Source organism: Enterococcus sp. 3G1_DIV0629 (genome assembly GCF_002141285.1).
GTDB classification, from domain to species: Bacteria; Bacillota; Bacilli; order Lactobacillales; family Enterococcaceae; genus Enterococcus_B; species Enterococcus_B lactis.
Genome location: NZ_NGLI01000002.1, coordinates 393715 through 410151 on the forward strand (window position 1 = coordinate 393715; position 16437 = coordinate 410151).

Annotated in this window: 16 protein-coding genes; 6 read left to right on the plus strand and 10 right to left on the minus strand. The window is 35.3% G+C overall.

What is annotated here, in order from left to right; genetic code table 11:
• Positions 1–28 precede the first annotated feature (28 nt).
• The 5 genes from A5816_RS10715 to A5816_RS10735 all read right to left on the minus strand — a co-directional run bounded on the left by A5816_RS10715 (position 29) and on the right by A5816_RS10735 (position 4525).
• A complete protein-coding gene (locus A5816_RS10715; protein ID WP_002291109.1) occupies positions 29–427 on the minus strand; it encodes a cytidine deaminase in 399 nt (132 codons plus the stop codon).
• A gap of 18 nt (positions 428–445) precedes the next feature.
• Positions 446–1108 (minus strand): deoxyribose-phosphate aldolase, encoded by a 663-nt coding sequence (gene deoC / locus A5816_RS10720; RefSeq protein WP_086311308.1) that lies wholly within the window; start codon positions 1106–1108, stop codon positions 446–448.
• A gap of 46 nt (positions 1109–1154) precedes the next feature.
• Positions 1155–2456 (minus strand): pyrimidine-nucleoside phosphorylase, encoded by a 1302-nt coding sequence (locus A5816_RS10725; protein WP_086311309.1) that lies wholly within the window; start codon positions 2454–2456, stop codon positions 1155–1157.
• A 140-nt stretch (positions 2457–2596) separates the two neighbouring features.
• Positions 2597–3613, minus strand: a complete 1017-nt coding sequence (locus A5816_RS10730) for a LacI family DNA-binding transcriptional regulator (RefSeq protein WP_002291103.1) — start codon at positions 3611–3613, stop codon at positions 2597–2599.
• A 306-nt stretch (positions 3614–3919) separates the two neighbouring features.
• Complete coding sequence (locus tag A5816_RS10735; protein WP_086311310.1) at positions 3920–4525, minus strand: class I SAM-dependent methyltransferase; 606 nt, start codon at positions 4523–4525, stop codon at positions 3920–3922.
• Positions 4526–4720: 195 nt separating this feature from the next.
• Here A5816_RS10735 and coaA point away from each other — a divergent pair, with 195 nt between their 5' ends.
• Both coaA and guaA read left to right on the plus strand, forming a co-directional pair.
• Complete coding sequence (gene coaA / locus A5816_RS10740; protein WP_002288627.1) at positions 4721–5644, plus strand: type I pantothenate kinase; 924 nt, start codon at positions 4721–4723, stop codon at positions 5642–5644.
• 58 nt (positions 5645–5702) lie between these two features.
• Positions 5703–7268, plus strand: a complete 1566-nt coding sequence (gene guaA / locus A5816_RS10745) for a glutamine-hydrolyzing GMP synthase (RefSeq protein ID WP_002298578.1) — start codon at positions 5703–5705, stop codon at positions 7266–7268.
• 428 nt (positions 7269–7696) lie between these two features.
• Here the strand turns inward: guaA and A5816_RS10750 are convergent, their stop codons facing one another.
• On the minus strand, positions 7697–9640 hold the full coding sequence (locus tag A5816_RS10750) for a MucBP domain-containing protein (RefSeq protein ID WP_256926087.1): 1944 nt from the start codon (positions 9638–9640) through the stop codon (positions 7697–7699).
• 117 nt (positions 9641–9757) lie between these two features.
• Positions 9758–9889 carry a hypothetical protein gene (locus tag A5816_RS16560; protein WP_256926088.1) on the minus strand — a complete coding sequence of 44 codons (132 nt, stop codon included), beginning with the start codon at positions 9887–9889 and terminating at the stop codon, positions 9758–9760.
• A gap of 289 nt (positions 9890–10178) precedes the next feature.
• Between A5816_RS16560 and A5816_RS10755 the strand changes: the two genes are divergently transcribed.
• From A5816_RS10755 to A5816_RS10770, 4 genes are all read left to right on the plus strand, one after another.
• Entirely contained in the window at positions 10179–11015 is an 837-nt protein-coding gene (locus tag A5816_RS10755; protein ID WP_086311311.1) for a helix-turn-helix domain-containing protein, read from the plus strand.
• Positions 11016–11945: 930 nt separating this feature from the next.
• Positions 11946–12338, plus strand: a complete 393-nt coding sequence (locus A5816_RS10760) for a bacteriocin (RefSeq protein ID WP_002309853.1) — start codon at positions 11946–11948, stop codon at positions 12336–12338.
• A gap of 61 nt (positions 12339–12399) precedes the next feature.
• Positions 12400–14514, plus strand: a complete 2115-nt coding sequence (locus A5816_RS10765; RefSeq protein WP_086311312.1) for an ABC transporter permease — start codon at positions 12400–12402, stop codon at positions 14512–14514.
• Between the two features lie 2 nt (positions 14515–14516).
• On the plus strand, positions 14517–15179 hold the full coding sequence (locus tag A5816_RS10770) for an ATP-binding cassette domain-containing protein (protein WP_086311313.1): 663 nt from the start codon (positions 14517–14519) through the stop codon (positions 15177–15179).
• 338 nt (positions 15180–15517) lie between these two features.
• Here A5816_RS10770 and A5816_RS10780 read toward each other — a convergent pair whose 3' ends face one another.
• The 3 genes from A5816_RS10780 to A5816_RS10790 all read right to left on the minus strand — a co-directional run bounded on the left by A5816_RS10780 (position 15518) and on the right by A5816_RS10790 (position 16432).
• Positions 15518–15634 (minus strand): putative metal homeostasis protein, encoded by a 117-nt coding sequence (locus tag A5816_RS10780; RefSeq protein ID WP_002288644.1) that lies wholly within the window; start codon positions 15632–15634, stop codon positions 15518–15520.
• A 235-nt stretch (positions 15635–15869) separates the two neighbouring features.
• A complete protein-coding gene (locus A5816_RS10785; protein ID WP_086311314.1) occupies positions 15870–16121 on the minus strand; it encodes a helix-turn-helix domain-containing protein in 252 nt (83 codons plus the stop codon).
• An 89-nt stretch (positions 16122–16210) separates the two neighbouring features.
• Entirely contained in the window at positions 16211–16432 is a 222-nt protein-coding gene (locus tag A5816_RS10790; protein ID WP_002309857.1) for a helix-turn-helix domain-containing protein, read from the minus strand.
• Positions 16433–16437 lie beyond the last annotated feature (5 nt).

Sequence of the window (16437 nt, forward strand, 5' to 3'; positions counted from 1 at the left end):
AACAGTCAGCTGACTGAATGAACATGAGTTATAGATCTTTTTCAGTAAATGCATAAGGCAGTAGTTCTCGAACGGTCGTTGCCTTCGTCACACCATTGTCTCCCACTAGCGTAACCGGCATATCAGGGGCGCAGAACTCTGCCATTACTTGCCGACATGCACCACATGGAGAAATAGGATCAGGGGTGTGCCCTGCTACGACTAAATGGGTAAACGATCTTTCTCCTTCTGATACGGCTTTGAAGAAAGCTGTGCGCTCAGCACAATTCGTTAATCCAAATGATGCATTTTCGATGTTGATTCCTTGATAAATCTTGCCTGATTCTGTTACGAGACAAGCACCTACCGGAAAATGGGAATAAGGAACGTATGCTTTATCTAACGCTTCAATAGCTGTGTTGATCCATTCTTGTTTGAGTTCTGCCATGAGTTTCTCCTTTGAAAATTAATAGCTTTCGCCAGTTGAACCAGATACGATTGCTACTCCTGCGCTTGTTCCGATTCTTGTAGCACCCGCTTCGATCATTGCCATTGCTTCTTCTTCGTTATGGATACCGCCAGAAGCTTTGACGCCCATTTCAGGTCCTACCGTTTCACGCATCAAGCGGACATCCTCTACCTTTGCACCACCCGTTGAGAAACCAGTTGATGTTTTGACAAAATCAGCGCCTGCAGCTTTTGCTAATTCGCATGCTCGGATGATTTCTTCTCTATCTAATAAAGATGTTTCGATGATCACTTTGACAAGTGCACGATCTTTTGCTGCTTCAACAACTGCTTCGATATCTTTTTGAACTTTTTGATCATCTTTTGATTTCAACGCACCGATATTGATGACCATATCGACTTCATCTGCACCGTTATTGATGGCATCTGTCGTTTCAAATGCTTTTGTCTCGGATGTGTTTGCTCCTAAAGGAAACCCAATCACTGTACATACAGCTACTGGTTCACCTTGTAATTGTTCTTTTGCTAGCGCAACCCATGTTGGATTGATGCAGACAGAGTAAAAATGATATTTTTTCGCTTCTTCGATAATTTGCATCACAGCTTCTTTAGATGCGTCTGCTTTCAAAATAGTATGGTCGATCATTCGGTTTAGTTCCATTTCTTTTCCCCTTTTCTTTCAAACGGTAAAATCCGCTTTTTTCCTTTTACTGTGTGATAATGTCATGAATCAATGTTGGCTTCATTGCTGATTCGCCAATTTCAATATTTTTATATAATAATTCAATAACCGAAGAGATTTCTTCATCATTACTATAGATTGTCAATAATGACTCGCCCTTTGTCACAGTGTCCCCGATTTTTTTATGCAGTTTCAATCCAACGGCGTGATCAATATCGTCTTCTTTGGTTTTACGCCCAGCACCTAGCATCATTGCAGCAATTCCTAATTCGTTTGCCACGATTTTTGACACGACTCCGCTTTGTTTAGCAGGAAGCTCCATTGTGTAACGTGCAGTCAAAATTCGTTCTGGTTGTTCCACGATCGTTGGGTCTCCCCCTTGATTTTGGATCATTTCTTTGAATTTTGCTAACGCTTTACCTGATTCCAGAGCTTCTTGAAGCAACGTTCTTGCTTCATCGATTGTTTTAGCTTTGCCAGCAAGAACAACCATTTGGCTTCCTAAGGCGTAGCACATTTCTACTAGATCTTCTGGACCATTTCCTTGTAATGTTTCGATTGCCTCGACAACTTCTAGACTATTTCCGATTGCTTCGCCAAGAGGTTCTGACATATCCGAGATTACCGCCACTGTTTCTCGGTTCGCTAGTTTGCCAATGCTTGTCATGGTTTTTGCCAGACGTCTTGCATCTTCGATATTCTTCATGAAAGCACCGTCTCCAGTGGTCACATCCAAAACGATTGCATCTGCTCCTGCCGCGATCTTTTTACTCATGATCGAACTGGCAATCAGCGGAAGAGAATCAACGGTCGCTGTGACGTCACGCAAAGCGTACAATTTTTTGTCCGCCGGTGCCAAGTTTCCTGATTGACCGATTACTGCTACTTTACTTTCATTGACAATGCGCACGAATGCTTCATCCGAAAGCTCGATCTGAAATCCGGGAATTGCTTCTAGCTTGTCTAGCGTACCACCTGTGTAACCTAGACCGCGTCCAGACATTTTAGCCACTGTCACTCCGACACTAGCTACTAGGGGGGCTAAAATCAATGTGGTCGTGTCACCAACGCCACCTGTCGAATGCTTATCTACCTTTATTCCTTCAAGAGAACTCAAATCGATGACATCACCAGAATTAGCAATCGCCAATGTTAAGTTCGTGATTTCTTCATTTGTCATGTCTTGATAAAAAATTGCCATCAATAATGCACTGACTTGATAATCTGGAATCTTTCCATTCGTATAGTTTGTGACGATGTACTCGATTTCCTCTTTTGACAGCTCGTTTCCATCCCTCTTTTTTTCAATCAGATCCACCATTCGCATTGCCTGATCCTCCTTGTCTTCATTCGGTATTATACATTATTTTTAGGAAAGGTAAACCACTTTAGTAAACTGGTTTACTAAAAATAAAAAAAGCACTAACTCGCCTTTGTAAATGCTTACATAAGCAATATACCGCCGAGTTAGCCCTTTGTCAATACTTTTACGCTCTCACGAATAATTAATTTTGTTTCGAACACTTTGTTCGGAACTTTTCTTTGAGGAAATTCGATCGTATCGATCAGGAAACGTGCAGCATAAAATCCAATATCAAAACTTGGTTGCTGCACTGTCGTCAATTGCGGAATCATGTATTCTGAGAGCTTTAATCCATCGAATCCTATGACTGAGATATCTTCTGGGATTTTTTTGCCCAATTCATCTATCGCCTGATAGCATCCGATCGCCATGGCATCATTTCCGCAAAAAATAGCCGTGATATCTTTATGTTTGAGTAATTTTTTTGATGCAGTATATCCACCTTGGACAGTCAACTCTCCATGTTCAACAAATTTCCCATTAAAAGGCAGGCCATGATCTTTCAGCGCATGACGATATCCGTTGAAACGTTCTTCTAATTGATAGTATCCAGTGGTTTCCTTCAGCATGCCGATCTTCGTATGGCCGCTTTCAATAAATAGTGAAACGGCTTGATAGGCGCCCTCATATTCCTTTACGATAAGCCGTCCGTTATCCCGACGATTCAATCCGCGATCGATTAAAATAATCGGCATTTTTTGATAAAATCCGCTGTCTAATGCGTATTTCTCAGGTAAAATATTTGGTGTTGCCAGCAAGATCCCGTCCACTGAGCGGTGGGAAAGCTCTTGTAAATACTTGATCTCATTTTCTTGGCTATGACGAGAATTGCATAACATGATCACATAGCCCAAAGGATTCAAATAGCTCTCTACACCTTCAATCAGTTTGGAGAAGAAGAAATCGGTGACATCAGGGACGATCATTCCGATGGTCTTTGAATGTCGATTGATCACATTTGAAGCGAAATAATCGGGTTTATAATGATGTTCATTCACGATCGACAACACTTTTTTTCTTGTCTTATCACTAAATCGGCTTCCTTTGTTATTCAAAATCTGTGAGACAGTTGTTACTGAGACCCCTGCCATTTCTGCGATATCTCTGATGGTCAGCTTCAACCTAGTGGCTCCCTTCTATCTAAATTCCCTATCAGTGTACCAAAACCCCCAAGAAAAGAATAGAGAAAAAAGAAAGTATGTTTTTTGATAAAAATCTCCTTTATCTACCAACTTGGCAGCCTTCTATACAAGTTCTGTATCTTATTTATTTTATCGTAAAAAACAACGACTCTGTTCCTACTATTTCTTTTTGAAGAAAAAATAGTTCTTTGTTTTTAAAAACTTCTCAACAAAAAAAGAACTGATACGTACCCGTACATGCACGCCCAGTTCCACTTTTTCGTCGCTCTATTATTTTTCAGCTAGTTATTCTTTCACACTTTTGATGATATAATATCCTTTATCTTTTGTGACGATTTCTGCATTGCCAAATGTTTCTTCCATCTTCTTTTGCGCACTCGGCGCTCCTTGTTTCTTCTGGATCACAATTGTCAGTGTACCGCCCTGCTTCAATCGAGGATATGCGCCTGTCAAGATTTCATGTACGACTTTTTTTCCAGCACGGATTGGCGGATTGCTGACAATAGCTACATAGGTTTCTTCATGAAGTACTTCATAGATATTCGATTGATGGATGTCCACTTGTTCGATTTGGTTACGCTTTGCGTTTCCTTGCGCTAGACTCACTGCTCGCTCATTAATGTCGACCATTTCAACAAACCGTTGTGTTGCAAATGCCAAAGCTAGCCCAATCGGTCCATACCCGCATCCCACATCTAAGATCTTTCCTTCATCAGGTAACTCTTCCCAATCAAAAGCATCAATCAGGACACGTGAACCATAATCCACTGTTTCACGTGAAAATACACCAGAATCAGTTACAAATTGAAAGGTTCTGCCTTTTAACTCAAAAGCCCATTGTTCAAAATCGTGCGCCGTATCTGGGCGTTCAGAATAGTAATGATTTGTCATGTCTTCCATCCTTCTCATTTCTTTCATGTCAACAGTCTATCCTTTTATGTATCCGTGCGCAAGTCAAGAATAAAACTCCTTTTCTTTCTATTATAAAGATTGTACAAAAAGATTGGCAATCTCTCTTAAGTGGTGGGGTTTGTGTTTATTTTGTGTTAAAATAGTTCCATTGATGGGAGAACGCAGGAGGCTAATATGAATGATCCAATGAACTACTACCGTGTGGCAAGAGAAGAATGGCGAGAATTTTATCGTAATGGGCAAGCACCTTTGACACAAGATGAACTAGATAATATCAAAAGTTTGAATGACCGCATTTCCATGCAGGATGTTCGAGATATCTACGTACCTCTTGCTCATCTGATATATCTATATATGAAAGAATTTGAATCTTTGTTCTTGAGTAAAGGTTTATTTCTTCATAAATATGTAGAAGTACCGCCTTTTATTATCGGGATTGCCGGAAGCGTAGCCGTTGGAAAAAGTACCACAGCCAGACTGCTGCAGACGATTTTGTCTCGTACCTTCAAACGAAGAAATGTTCAGCTGATCACGACTGATGGATTTCTTTATCCAAATCGTATATTAAAAGAGCGTGGAATCATGGATCGCAAAGGATTTCCTGAAAGTTATGATATGGAGATGCTGATCGACTTCTTGAATCGTGTAAAATCTGGTCAGGAAGAGATAAAAGTACCTGTTTACTCACATGATGTATATGATATCATTCCAGATAAGTACGAGCTGATCCAGCAACCTGATATCTTGATCGTTGAGGGAATCAATACGCTTCAATTACCTGCGAATCAGCAAATCTACGTCAGCGACTTTTTTGATTTTTCTGTCTATGTCGATGCCGATCCCGTGCTGATCGAAAAATGGTATTTGGATCGTTTTGGCGCGTTACTGGATACGGCTTTCCAAAATCCAGAGAATTATTATTATCGTTTTGCTATCGGAGATCGTGAAGAAGCCTTTAAAATGGCAAAAGATGTATGGAAAAATGTGAATTTGAAAAATTTACAGGAATATATCTTGCCTACACGAGGAAGAGCCGATATAATTCTCCATAAAACTGAAAATCATATCATCGATTCGATTTTCATGCGAAAATATTAGCATTTTAAAATAGTTTGACTATTTTGAGATAAAATTTAAAGGGATAGGGGTAATAAATTTGACAAACGTTGCCGATATGACGAACGTTGAAAAGATTATCGTATTAGACTACGGTAGTCAGTATAACCAATTAATCACAAGACGTATTCGTGATCTTGGAGTCTTTTCCGAATTATTGAGCCACCGCATTACTGCAGAAGAAGTAAAAGCGATGAATCCAAAGGGAATCATTCTTTCTGGCGGACCAAACAGTGTGTATGATGAGAATGCATTTGGGATCGATCCTGAGATCTTCAATTTAGGTATTCCTGTATTAGGGATTTGCTATGGTATGCAATTGATCACGTACAAACTTGGCGGTTCCGTAGAGCCTGCTAAAAATCGCGAATATGGGAAAGCCTTGTTAGAAGTAACAAGCGATCAAGCTGTCTTGTTTAAAGAAACACCAAAACAACAAACAGTATGGATGAGCCATGGCGACTTGGTAACTAAAGTTCCTGAAGGCTTTGAAACAGTCGGAACAAGCAAAGATTGTCCGATTGCTTCTATCCAAGACACAACACGTAATTTTTACGGTATCCAATTCCATGCAGAAGTACGTCATTCCGAATACGGAATCGAATTGCTGCGCCACTTTGCCTTTGATGTTTGTCACTGTGAAGGTAACTGGACAATGGATAACTTTATCGATATGCAAGTAGAAAAAATCCGTGAACAAGTTGGTGACAAAAAAGTCTTGCTTGGTCTTTCAGGGGGCGTTGATTCTAGTGTCGTTGGGGTTCTTTTACAAAAAGCGATTGGTGACCAATTGACATCTATCTTTGTTGACCATGGTCTGCTACGCAAAGGCGAAGCGGAACAAGTAATGGAAAGTCTAGGCGGAAAATTCGGCTTGAACATCATCAAAGTCGATGCAAGAGATCGCTTCTTAGACAAGTTGAAAGGTGTATCTGACCCAGAACAAAAACGTAAAATCATTGGGAATGAATTCGTATATGTTTTTGATGACGAAGCAACAAAACTTGCTGGTGAAGAAGGCGTCTCTTTCCTAGCACAAGGAACGTTGTATACTGACGTTATCGAATCTGGTACAGAAACAGCACAAACGATCAAATCTCACCATAATGTAGGTGGACTGCCAGAAGATATGCAATTTGAATTGATCGAACCATTAAACACATTATTCAAAGACGAAGTCCGTGAATTAGGTACTCAATTAGGCATGCCTGATTCAATCGTTTGGCGTCAGCCATTCCCTGGTCCTGGTCTTGGTATTCGTGTTCTTGGCGAAATCACTGAAGACAAGCTAGAAATCGTACGCGAATCTGATGCTATCTTGCGTGAAGAAATCGCAGCTGCTGGACTTGACCGTGATATCTGGCAATATTTCACTGTTCTTCCAGGAATCCGCTCTGTCGGTGTTATGGGTGACGGACGTACTTACGACTACACAGTCGGTATCCGTGCGGTGACTTCAATCGACGGAATGACAGCTGACTTTGCCCGTATCCCATGGGAAGTCTTGCAAAAAATCTCTGTACGTATCGTAAACGAAGTAGCACATGTCAACCGTATCGTGTATGACATCACTTCTAAACCACCAGCAACAGTGGAGTGGGAATAATAAAAGAAACCGTGAATCCTTTGATAATTAAGGGATTCGCGGTTCTTTTTTCTTTCTCCATCAAACACTTCCTAAAAATTCAGTATGTGTTTATTACATAAAAACGATAGGCTAAAAACTACATACTCTAAAAATAGTAATGTTCTTGTATATCTCTATTCTATTTTTAATTAGCTTCAAGAAAGTAGTTCCCGAAGATTATTTCTTGAATTTTTGGAAAATTTCAGCTTATCTCATAAGAAATTAGTAGTTATTAAACCTCTCCTTACTTTTATAAATAAAAAACCAAATTTTTAACAGAACTTAGATTTTTTGACGAGTTTGTAGACACAAAAGATAGCCACTTGTTCAAATTATGCTTGCAAAAAAGAGTGCCCAGAAAATTTTCATTTTCTGAACACCCTCTTTTCCTAAAAAAATACTATAGCTTATTCTCGTTTACTCTTTTTCCGCTCTCCAATCACTACTAAGGTAAACAGGACAAATAATAAGCCAATTCCAATCATTACTCTTTGACTTGATTTTTTTTCTCCTGTATTTGGTAACTTCCCATCAGAACTGTTTTCTCTATCTGTTGTCTCTCCACTTTGTTTGTTCTCTTTATCTTGATAATTATTTTCTGATTCGTTCTCATCATTTTTTTCTGACACATCTGTTTCGAGATTATTCTTTTCTTCATTTTCCAGTTGAGAAGCGTAAGTATACACTACTTCTTGTACTTCTTCACTAAAGAATCCTGATGCATTACTTGGCGTTTCGATCACATACCAGCCGGTAATTTCTTTTGCTTCACTCTCATATGGTAACCCGATTTTTCCACTTAAGATTTTTGGTTCTGATAATTGATTTCCTTGGGAATCCTGATACCTCACCGTCACTGGTGCCGCATCGCTGCGCTCATATACATACACTACTTCTTGGGTATCTTCGCTGAAGGTGCCCGTCGCATCACCTTGAACTTCTTTTAGAGTATACCCGTCTATTTCTAACTTATACTCTGGCGTTGTTGCATCAAAAGATTCACCAATATTACCGCTAATGTTTTGAGAAGGTTTCAATTCATTCCCTTCAGTATCAATATAACTCACTATGATATCTGCAGCGGCTTCTTGATGATTGATCAAGAATTGGTGCAAATAGGTTCCTGAAGAAATGGCGTAAAAACTATAACCATCTGGTTGTGCATAGGATCCAGCAGGATTATTAAATCGTGCGTTATACTCCATTGTTTCAATACTTTCAAATTCACTTTGAGTAACCCCAGATACAGTAATTCCATCTTCAGTAATAGCTAGTCTTGAGGAAGGTACCTGCACACCATTCAAATCAAAGTACGTCTGACTAGTACTATTAGATGTTGTAAAAGGAGGCTGATACCCATCAAAATTTGTTAATCGATTGGGCATTAGTGAAAATGGTACAAAAAAAGATTGATTTTCCTGATCATACGTTAAGTCTTTAGCTAATATCGAAGTTGGCTCATCTTTTCTTCCTACATTCTGGCCGTAAGCTGCTAAACTTTCTAATTTAGGAAACTCATTAATTACAGTAAAGTCAGAAACACCACAAGTTTGAATCCTCAATTCTCTTAAATTGGGGAGAGCAGCTAATGGAGCAATAGTTGTAATATTCATATTAGACTCAAAGCTTAACGATTCTAATCCTCTCATGTTAACAATCTTTGAATATACAGCATCTGTCACACTTGCATCAGTAAGATTTAATCTCGTTATGTTATCTCCAAAGTTAGGTACGTTATCATCAGTTACATTTGCCCCCATCAAATAAACATAAACTAAATTCTCACAAGTGGTTAAAACAGTAAAATCAGTAATCTTATTCGTTCCGCTCATGAAAAAAGAAGAAAGATTTGTAGCATATTCTAATCCAGTCAAATCTGCAATATTAGCATCACTAGAGTATATATATAGCGTTTCTAAATGACTGATTTTTTCTTTTGTGATTTCTGAGACTGATATACCAAGAGAATTGGCGACAACCGATTGTAATATTGGATCAGGTAACCACGATGAAAGGTCTTCTTCTGCTATCCTAACACTATTCGAGGCATCTACTTCCGATGATGCTGTAGCATTAGGTTGAATTCTTTCTTCAAAGTCGCTCGAGTCAGATACCTCTAAGGTCCTTTCGCTCGTCCCGTTTGTTGACTCCTTATTGTTCTCTGAAGAATCAATCGAATTACTTGGATCAGATAAAGAATCCGTTGTCTTTTCTATAGATTTTAAATCCTCATTGTTATATTGTTCTACTGTCTCTTTTTGTTCTTCAGCCCATACTTCTATCAAAGGCATTAAAACAAGGGAATTTAATAAGATAGCTAACGATAAAACACCAAAAATCTTTTTCTTCATTTAAATCTCCTTCTTTAGTAACTCTATAGGTATTAAAGTAATCATCTATTCTTTATTTCACTCAAACTTTTATGTCATATTTTTATCAAATCAAGCATGGCAAATAGCTCTTTTCTTCTATGTCTCAGTTTGTAATTGTCCCTGTTTGGTTTCTGGTTCATCTACTACATCTGCCATAGTCTGTACGGTTGGTAAAAGATTCCCAAATAATAGAATCATTGCGGCGAATGATTTTTTTGATTTTCTCATAATTCCCTCCTTTATTTCTCCTTGTTTTCACATGTTCATTTATATACAATATCATTTTTTTAAGACAATCGTTTAAAAGAAGTATTATAAGTCATTTTTATCAAAATCTTATATTTATTAATTTACTACTTCAAAAATATGGTTTAAAATCATTATGTTTATCTGTTATAGATATGGTAAGAAGCTCGGAGATCAATATTACAAAAAAATAACCTTGAAAAACCAATTAAACATAATTTAATTAGTTGGAAAAAAATTCACAAATAATTAATTTTTATAGGAGGTTATCATGGATCTAGGATTAACCATAAGAAAAATAAGAGTTGAAAAAGGGTTAACACAAAAAGAAGTTTGTAAAGGTATAGTTACTATGAGCTACTATAGCCGCATTGAAAGAAATATAAGTGAACCTACTATTTCAGTATTTCTAGAAATTTTACAACGATTGAACATCAGTTTTGATGAATTTATGTTTATACACCTAAATTACAAAGAATCTTCCAGCGATTTTTGGTGGTATAGATTGTCCGATCTTTATCATTCAGGAAATATCGAAGAGCTCCAAAAAATTAATACTATTTTAGAAACATCCTCTAACAAAAATGATTTACAATATATAGTACAACTTTGTATAACGCGCTTGAGAGGAAATATTCCTGAACCCAATGAGAATATGCCTATTGTAAATAAGTTGATGACCATGGATTTATGGACAAGCGAAGAGATAAAAATTTTTATATCGATAATGGATATACTGCCATTGGAAACTGTGACAGTTATAGTCAACAGAATACTTAAAAAAAGGACTCTTTATTCAAAATCAAAAGGATTCAATTCCCCTTATAATAAGATACTTATTAATTCCACTTTACTATGTATTGATGCCTCCCAATTTTCTAAAGCAAAAAAATATTTGATTGAGTATCAAAAATCTCTTGATACAAGAGATTTTTATGGTCGTGCCATGGCTGTATATTTAGAAGGGCTACTCTTAGTTATGACAGGGGATTCCACAACAGGGAAACAAAAAATAAACCGCTTTTTCGACATTTGTGAATCGTTAGATTTAAATCACTTTTCCAAAAAGTATAAAGATTATTTTGAGCGCCTTACCAATAAGAAATGATTGGCTTACAAATATACAATAGTAGGCGAATTCTTTATATTTTTTTACATTTTATTTCCTCATTGCTAAAAAGTAACGTAATTTTTACATCTCTATTTAAAAAGTTTAAACACTTTTTAAGTGCTAAAATTTCAAATTCTGCTATTTTCTGGGCACTCAGTAAATCCAAAGCAATATACCTGATTCTAAGCTCACTTTTACCTTATTTCTGTTTGAATTACTGTAATTCTTTTTATCTTTTTTCATCGAAAAAGCCCTCTAAAAATATCGTCGCCATCATCTTGAATACTAAGCTTATGAGCGCTAACTCAAAGCGCAAAAAAATGAAACAAAACACTAAACATACAGTTAAAAATTCCAACAAATCAGTGTTAAATTTTTTAACTTCCTAATAGGCCTATCGAGTGGGAATAATCAAAAATAGCCAACAAATTTTGATATGTCAATGTTTGTTGGCTGTTTGTTTTTTCATTATCACACTTTTATCACAGTTACAAAGTTTTTAAAAGATTTCATCAATTACTTTATACGTAATTTTAATTGATTTACTTTTGACAAAACATGTAAATTCCTTCAATAGTACTTCATAAGCGTTTTTTATATGTCCGCTCCTTTAGTATTCTTTGTTTCTTACCAAATATTTCTTGCTAAATATTTAACAGTTCTGGACATGATTCAATATGTGTTCTCAAATAATAAAAAACGAAACTTTTATAGTTAATACTAAATAACAATAATAATTTTAAACAAGGTAAACCATAATAAAAATATATTCGATAACTCTAGTATTATTACCTTAATCAATACAAACATTTTCCGATAGAAAAAATATTCTGAGCTAATTGCTTGACATTTTATTTTTACTATTGACAACTACTTTTGTAAGCGCTATCTTTAATTGAGATAGCTTTATACTAAAAGGAGAAATAAATGAAAAAAATAATTATTAGTACTTTATTAATTTCCGGAACAGCCATTGGAATAGTAGTACCTATTGCTAATGCTACACAGGACTCTTTATACTCTGGTGGGCAAGAAAATGTAGATGCATATACTACTGTAATTGAAACAAAAGATAATAAAAACGATAGTTCATCAAGATATGCTTCAAGTGCCGTTGGTGGTGGCTGGTGGCGTAGAGGTCAGAATGGCAACCGTAATATTTCTGAATACCAACACTATACAAAAGAGGGCCATGCCTCATGCGAGAACGGAAACGGAACGTTTAATAGTGGTGGTTGGAAAGCGCCATATCAATGGAGTAACGCAAGTGTTGGCTGGACTCTTTTTGGTGGAAATAAAGCATATTATAACTTTCGTTAATTAAAACACAAAAAATCACAGTATGAAGCTATCTGTTTAAGTAATTATCAAAGGAGATATTATGAAAAAATATGTTTACATAGGAATAATTGCCCAATTAATATTAACTGTTTTTATTTTCCTTTCAGTTATTGACCAATTAGAGTTAAATAAATTACTTTATAAAGATAAAGAAAAGATTACTATTCTAGTCGAATCTAATTCAATGTTAAGAGAACCTCAGCAACAAGCTGATTTTATTATTGAAACAGCAAACAACAATCAAATTGAAATCTTTAAATATATATTTTCTAGTGACTCCGATTTAAAAATATATACAAATCAAACAATGAAGAATGGATTTACTACTCTAGGGAATCCAAATGAAAGCAGTACAGATACTTTAAAATCTAGAAAAGATTTCGTTTGGACAAATTCAAAAATTGACCTAGAGCTAAAAAAGTTCGCCGACATTCCTGAAACAGGGATTTCAGGCGTCTATTATATTCAGGGAAACACTCAAAAACAGATCCACGCGTTTCTCAGAGATATCAATAAACTAGGAACTATACAAACCGATAACAATGATAGTTACAACCTAAATGTCCGCAAAGAGTTTTTCGACAAATATTTATTGATTTTAGTATGGTTTCTATTATTGGTGGTTAATTTAGCAATATTGATCCAATTTCTTATTAAACAAACTAAAAAAATCACTCTATTTAAACTATTTGGCTGGAGTATCCAAGATACTTTAAGTTCTTTTACAATTCCTATCATACGTGTACTTTTATTGAGTTTATCTACCGTCAGCCTTATTGTTGTCCCATACTTTTTTATCCGTTATAAAGGAATGCCATTTATAATTTCCTTTTTCTCTTTATCATTATTGACCACTCTTTTACTAATTACGCTGTATTCTATCTGTATTTATCTATCTATTAAACTCATTTATCGCTCGAATCATCCCAATAATTTAAAAGGCAACAATTACAGCAGTTTTGGGATAGCCTTTAATCTATTCTGTAAATTAGCAGTTGCAACAACCATTATTATTTTAGGTACTTCATTATTAAAAGAGCAACAGGTATTGGTTCAGCACCAAAATCAAAATGTCTATTGGGAGAAAACAAAGAATATCTATGCCACACAATTAAGATTTATCACGAATGATCCAGATGAATATCGTCCTTACGAGAAAAATTTGAAAAAATTTTTTAACGAGGCAACAAATAAAAAAGGATTATTCCTAATAAACTCATCCAATTATGAAAAACTATCAAATGGAAAACCGCTCTATGAAATGAATACTCATAGTGATATTGAACAATTGACTTCTCCTGCTGGAAAATCGATCATTATCAATAAAAACTATTTCGCGCACAACCCGATCATAGATACTCAAGGAAAATCTCCTATAGATAAAATAATCTATTCACCTAACCATTTGAATCTATTAGTGCCTGACTTCTTGAATAAATTTGAAAAAGAAATTGAATCGCAATATCTGGAATATTTTTCTTTTTTGAGGCGAGCTACGAGCGCGTCTTCAGAACCGATAAATGCAAAAATAAACATCATATATGTGAAAAGTCATCAAAAATATTTTACGTATAATCCTCACATTGATAAAAAAGACTTTACTATAGTTGACCCAATCTCTATAGTAGATACAGGAAATCTAGATGCTAGTTTTTACGCAGCCTGGTTGACGACATCTTCTTTTGTTCAAACAGAAAAAAAGGATGGATTTAATTATTTATTACCGACCATTATCAAAACAAATACTTTACCAAGCATCCAGAATACTATTTCAATTTACAATTTCCGAGCTGAAGAATTGAATACAAAGAAAACATTGATTTACACTATAAGCATTCTATTGATTTGTTTAACTGTAATCCAAATTTTTAATGTTTTTTCATCCTACCAATTAATCGTAGAAAAATATAGATATAGCTTGCATATTAAGAGACTTTTTGGATACTCTTTTATAAAACTCTTTACTCCAATAGTCATGCCAATTATCTTATTAGATATCATTCTTGTATCAGTATTATTCATCCTTTATAGAAACCAATATATTATTTTTATAATTACTTGCTGGAGCATTTTAGAATTACTTATCACTTTATTAACCATGTATTACTTAAGCACTTCTATTAACAAGCCAAGCATAGAAAAAAAAGGAGTTTAGAGATGATAGAGATAAAAAACATTGGTATTTCATATGGAAAAAATAAAATTTTTGAACAATTTTCCTTAACGATTAAAGATGGTGACTTTTTATGTATTTATGGAAAAAGCGGGAGTGGCAAAACAACTTTATTAAACTTGTTAGGCTTGCTGGAAAAACCTGATAGTGGAAAAATCATATTTGAAGGTATAGAAAATCCTAGTGCTAAAGAAGTTCATTTACTACAAAAAGATAAGATTGGCTATATCTTTCAAAATTTCGGTTTAATAAACGATGAAAGTGTCGAAAGTAATCTACTTATAGCATTAAAAAACCAAAAAATGAATAAAAAAGTGAAAAGAGAAATGATGTTAAACAGTTTATTCGAAGTAGGTCTATCCAATGTTTTAGAGAAAAAGATTTATGAATTAAGCGGCGGAGAACAGCAGCGTATTGCGTTAGCTAGATTAATTTTAAAAAAACCTTTTTATATTTTTGCAGATGAACCTACAGGTAATCTTGATGAAAAAAATGCTGAATTAGTCTTTCGCATCATAAAAAAATTTAATGTCGAACATCATGCTACCGTTGTTTTTGTGACTCATGACAAAAAGTTTATAAACTTTACTAAAGATACGTTAGATTTAACTGTCCTAGATAAGCAAGAAAAAATTTTAACACATTAATACGTAGAAATAAGTAAATAAAATGATAATACTCTATAAAATCCATCGTATTCTAAACATATTATAATATGTTGCAAACCTTTAGATTAGCGAAATAATTCTATACGCTATCTTTTTATTTTCGAGTGGGAATAAACAAAAATAATTGAAAATAGAACTGTGACAAAAATCGTGTCGCAGTTCCTTTTTCCGAATAAACGGTGTTCCAGAAGTAGCTTCTTCGGAAATAAGCCGAAATTACACAAAAATTTGAGAAGCAATTTTCGTCAATTCCTTCTTATTTCTTGAAGCTGACCACTTCTGTCACAACCTCATTTTTTTATTAAGTTTCCTTCTTCTTACCTTTTTCCACTATTTCGTTTCACATCTTTGATGATTTTCAACGCACGTTTTCGTGTTTTGATATTTGGGCTTTTCAAACGACGATATGCACTTGAGATATCTGTTTTTTCCATATAGACGACCCACTTTCTTCTTTGATTATAGTCATGTTCAAAATACAAATCGAAATAATTACGATTTGTATTTTGAATGGTATCAAATGTTAAAAAGAAAGTCAACCTGCTAAAACGAGGCTATGGCAAAAGTCGTGTCACAATCCCTTTTTCCGAATGAATAGTGTTCCAAAATGTGCTTCTTCGGAAATAAGTTTTATTATTACATATGATCTACCAATTATTCTTCCCACATTCACATCTGTTCGTTTCCGATTGTCTTAAACAATTCAGCAACTTCTTTTTGCGAACAGTCGTAAAAACGAAAAATTTTTTGTAACATCTCGTAACTGGGACGCGATAGACCTGTTTCCCATTTGGAAAGCGTTTGTCTTGTGATACCTAATTGTCGTGCAACGAAATCTTGTGTATAACTTCGGTCTTTTCTTTTTTTTGTCAGCCATCGAGCAAATACCATCCAAGCATCCTCCTCGTTGTTAACCCGCATCCATTTCCTTCAATATCAACTATATTAGAAACATTTGTAATTGAAAAGAGTCTATAATGATTGGGATCTTAAAAAAGAAATGGTGTATCCTAGTTCTTTGTTTCTCTTTCTCTTGTAAACAGTTCTGAAATCTCTTTAGCTGAGCATCCATACAAACAAATCAATTTATAGAGCATCTCATAACTTGGATATGACCGGCCATTTTCCCAATTGGACAAACCTTGTCTTGTAATATGTAACTGAAGTGACACCCATTTTTGAGTATACCCTTTTTCCCTTCTCTTCTCACGCAACCATTGATGGATCTCCATCCCTC

Coding starts and splice junctions, on each gene's coding strand:
- A5816_RS10735 (WP_086311310.1), bottom strand. CDS start 4,525: ATGACAAATCATTACTATTCTGAACGCCCAGATACGGCGCACGATTTT.
- A5816_RS10790 (WP_002309857.1), bottom strand. CDS start 16,432: ATGGAGATCCATCAATGGTTGCGTGAGAAGAGAAGGGAAAAAGGGTAT.
- coaA (WP_002288627.1), top strand. CDS start 4,721: ATGAATGATCCAATGAACTACTACCGTGTGGCAAGAGAAGAATGGCGA.
- A5816_RS10750 (WP_256926087.1), bottom strand. CDS start 9,640: ATGAAGAAAAAGATTTTTGGTGTTTTATCGTTAGCTATCTTATTAAAT.
- A5816_RS10755 (WP_086311311.1), top strand. CDS start 10,179: ATGGATCTAGGATTAACCATAAGAAAAATAAGAGTTGAAAAAGGGTTA.
- deoC (WP_086311308.1), bottom strand. CDS start 1,108: ATGGAACTAAACCGAATGATCGACCATACTATTTTGAAAGCAGACGCA.
- A5816_RS10770 (WP_086311313.1), top strand. CDS start 14,517: ATGATAGAGATAAAAAACATTGGTATTTCATATGGAAAAAATAAAATT.
- A5816_RS10715 (WP_002291109.1), bottom strand. CDS start 427: ATGGCAGAACTCAAACAAGAATGGATCAACACAGCTATTGAAGCGTTA.
- A5816_RS16560 (WP_256926088.1), bottom strand. CDS start 9,889: ATGAGAAAATCAAAAAAATCATTCGCCGCAATGATTCTATTATTTGGG.
- A5816_RS10725 (WP_086311309.1), bottom strand. CDS start 2,456: ATGCGAATGGTGGATCTGATTGAAAAAAAGAGGGATGGAAACGAGCTG.
- A5816_RS10780 (WP_002288644.1), bottom strand. CDS start 15,634: ATGGAAAAAACAGATATCTCAAGTGCATATCGTCGTTTGAAAAGCCCA.
- A5816_RS10765 (WP_086311312.1), top strand. CDS start 12,400: ATGAAAAAATATGTTTACATAGGAATAATTGCCCAATTAATATTAACT.
- A5816_RS10785 (WP_086311314.1), bottom strand. CDS start 16,121: ATGCGGGTTAACAACGAGGAGGATGCTTGGATGGTATTTGCTCGATGG.
- A5816_RS10760 (WP_002309853.1), top strand. CDS start 11,946: ATGAAAAAAATAATTATTAGTACTTTATTAATTTCCGGAACAGCCATT.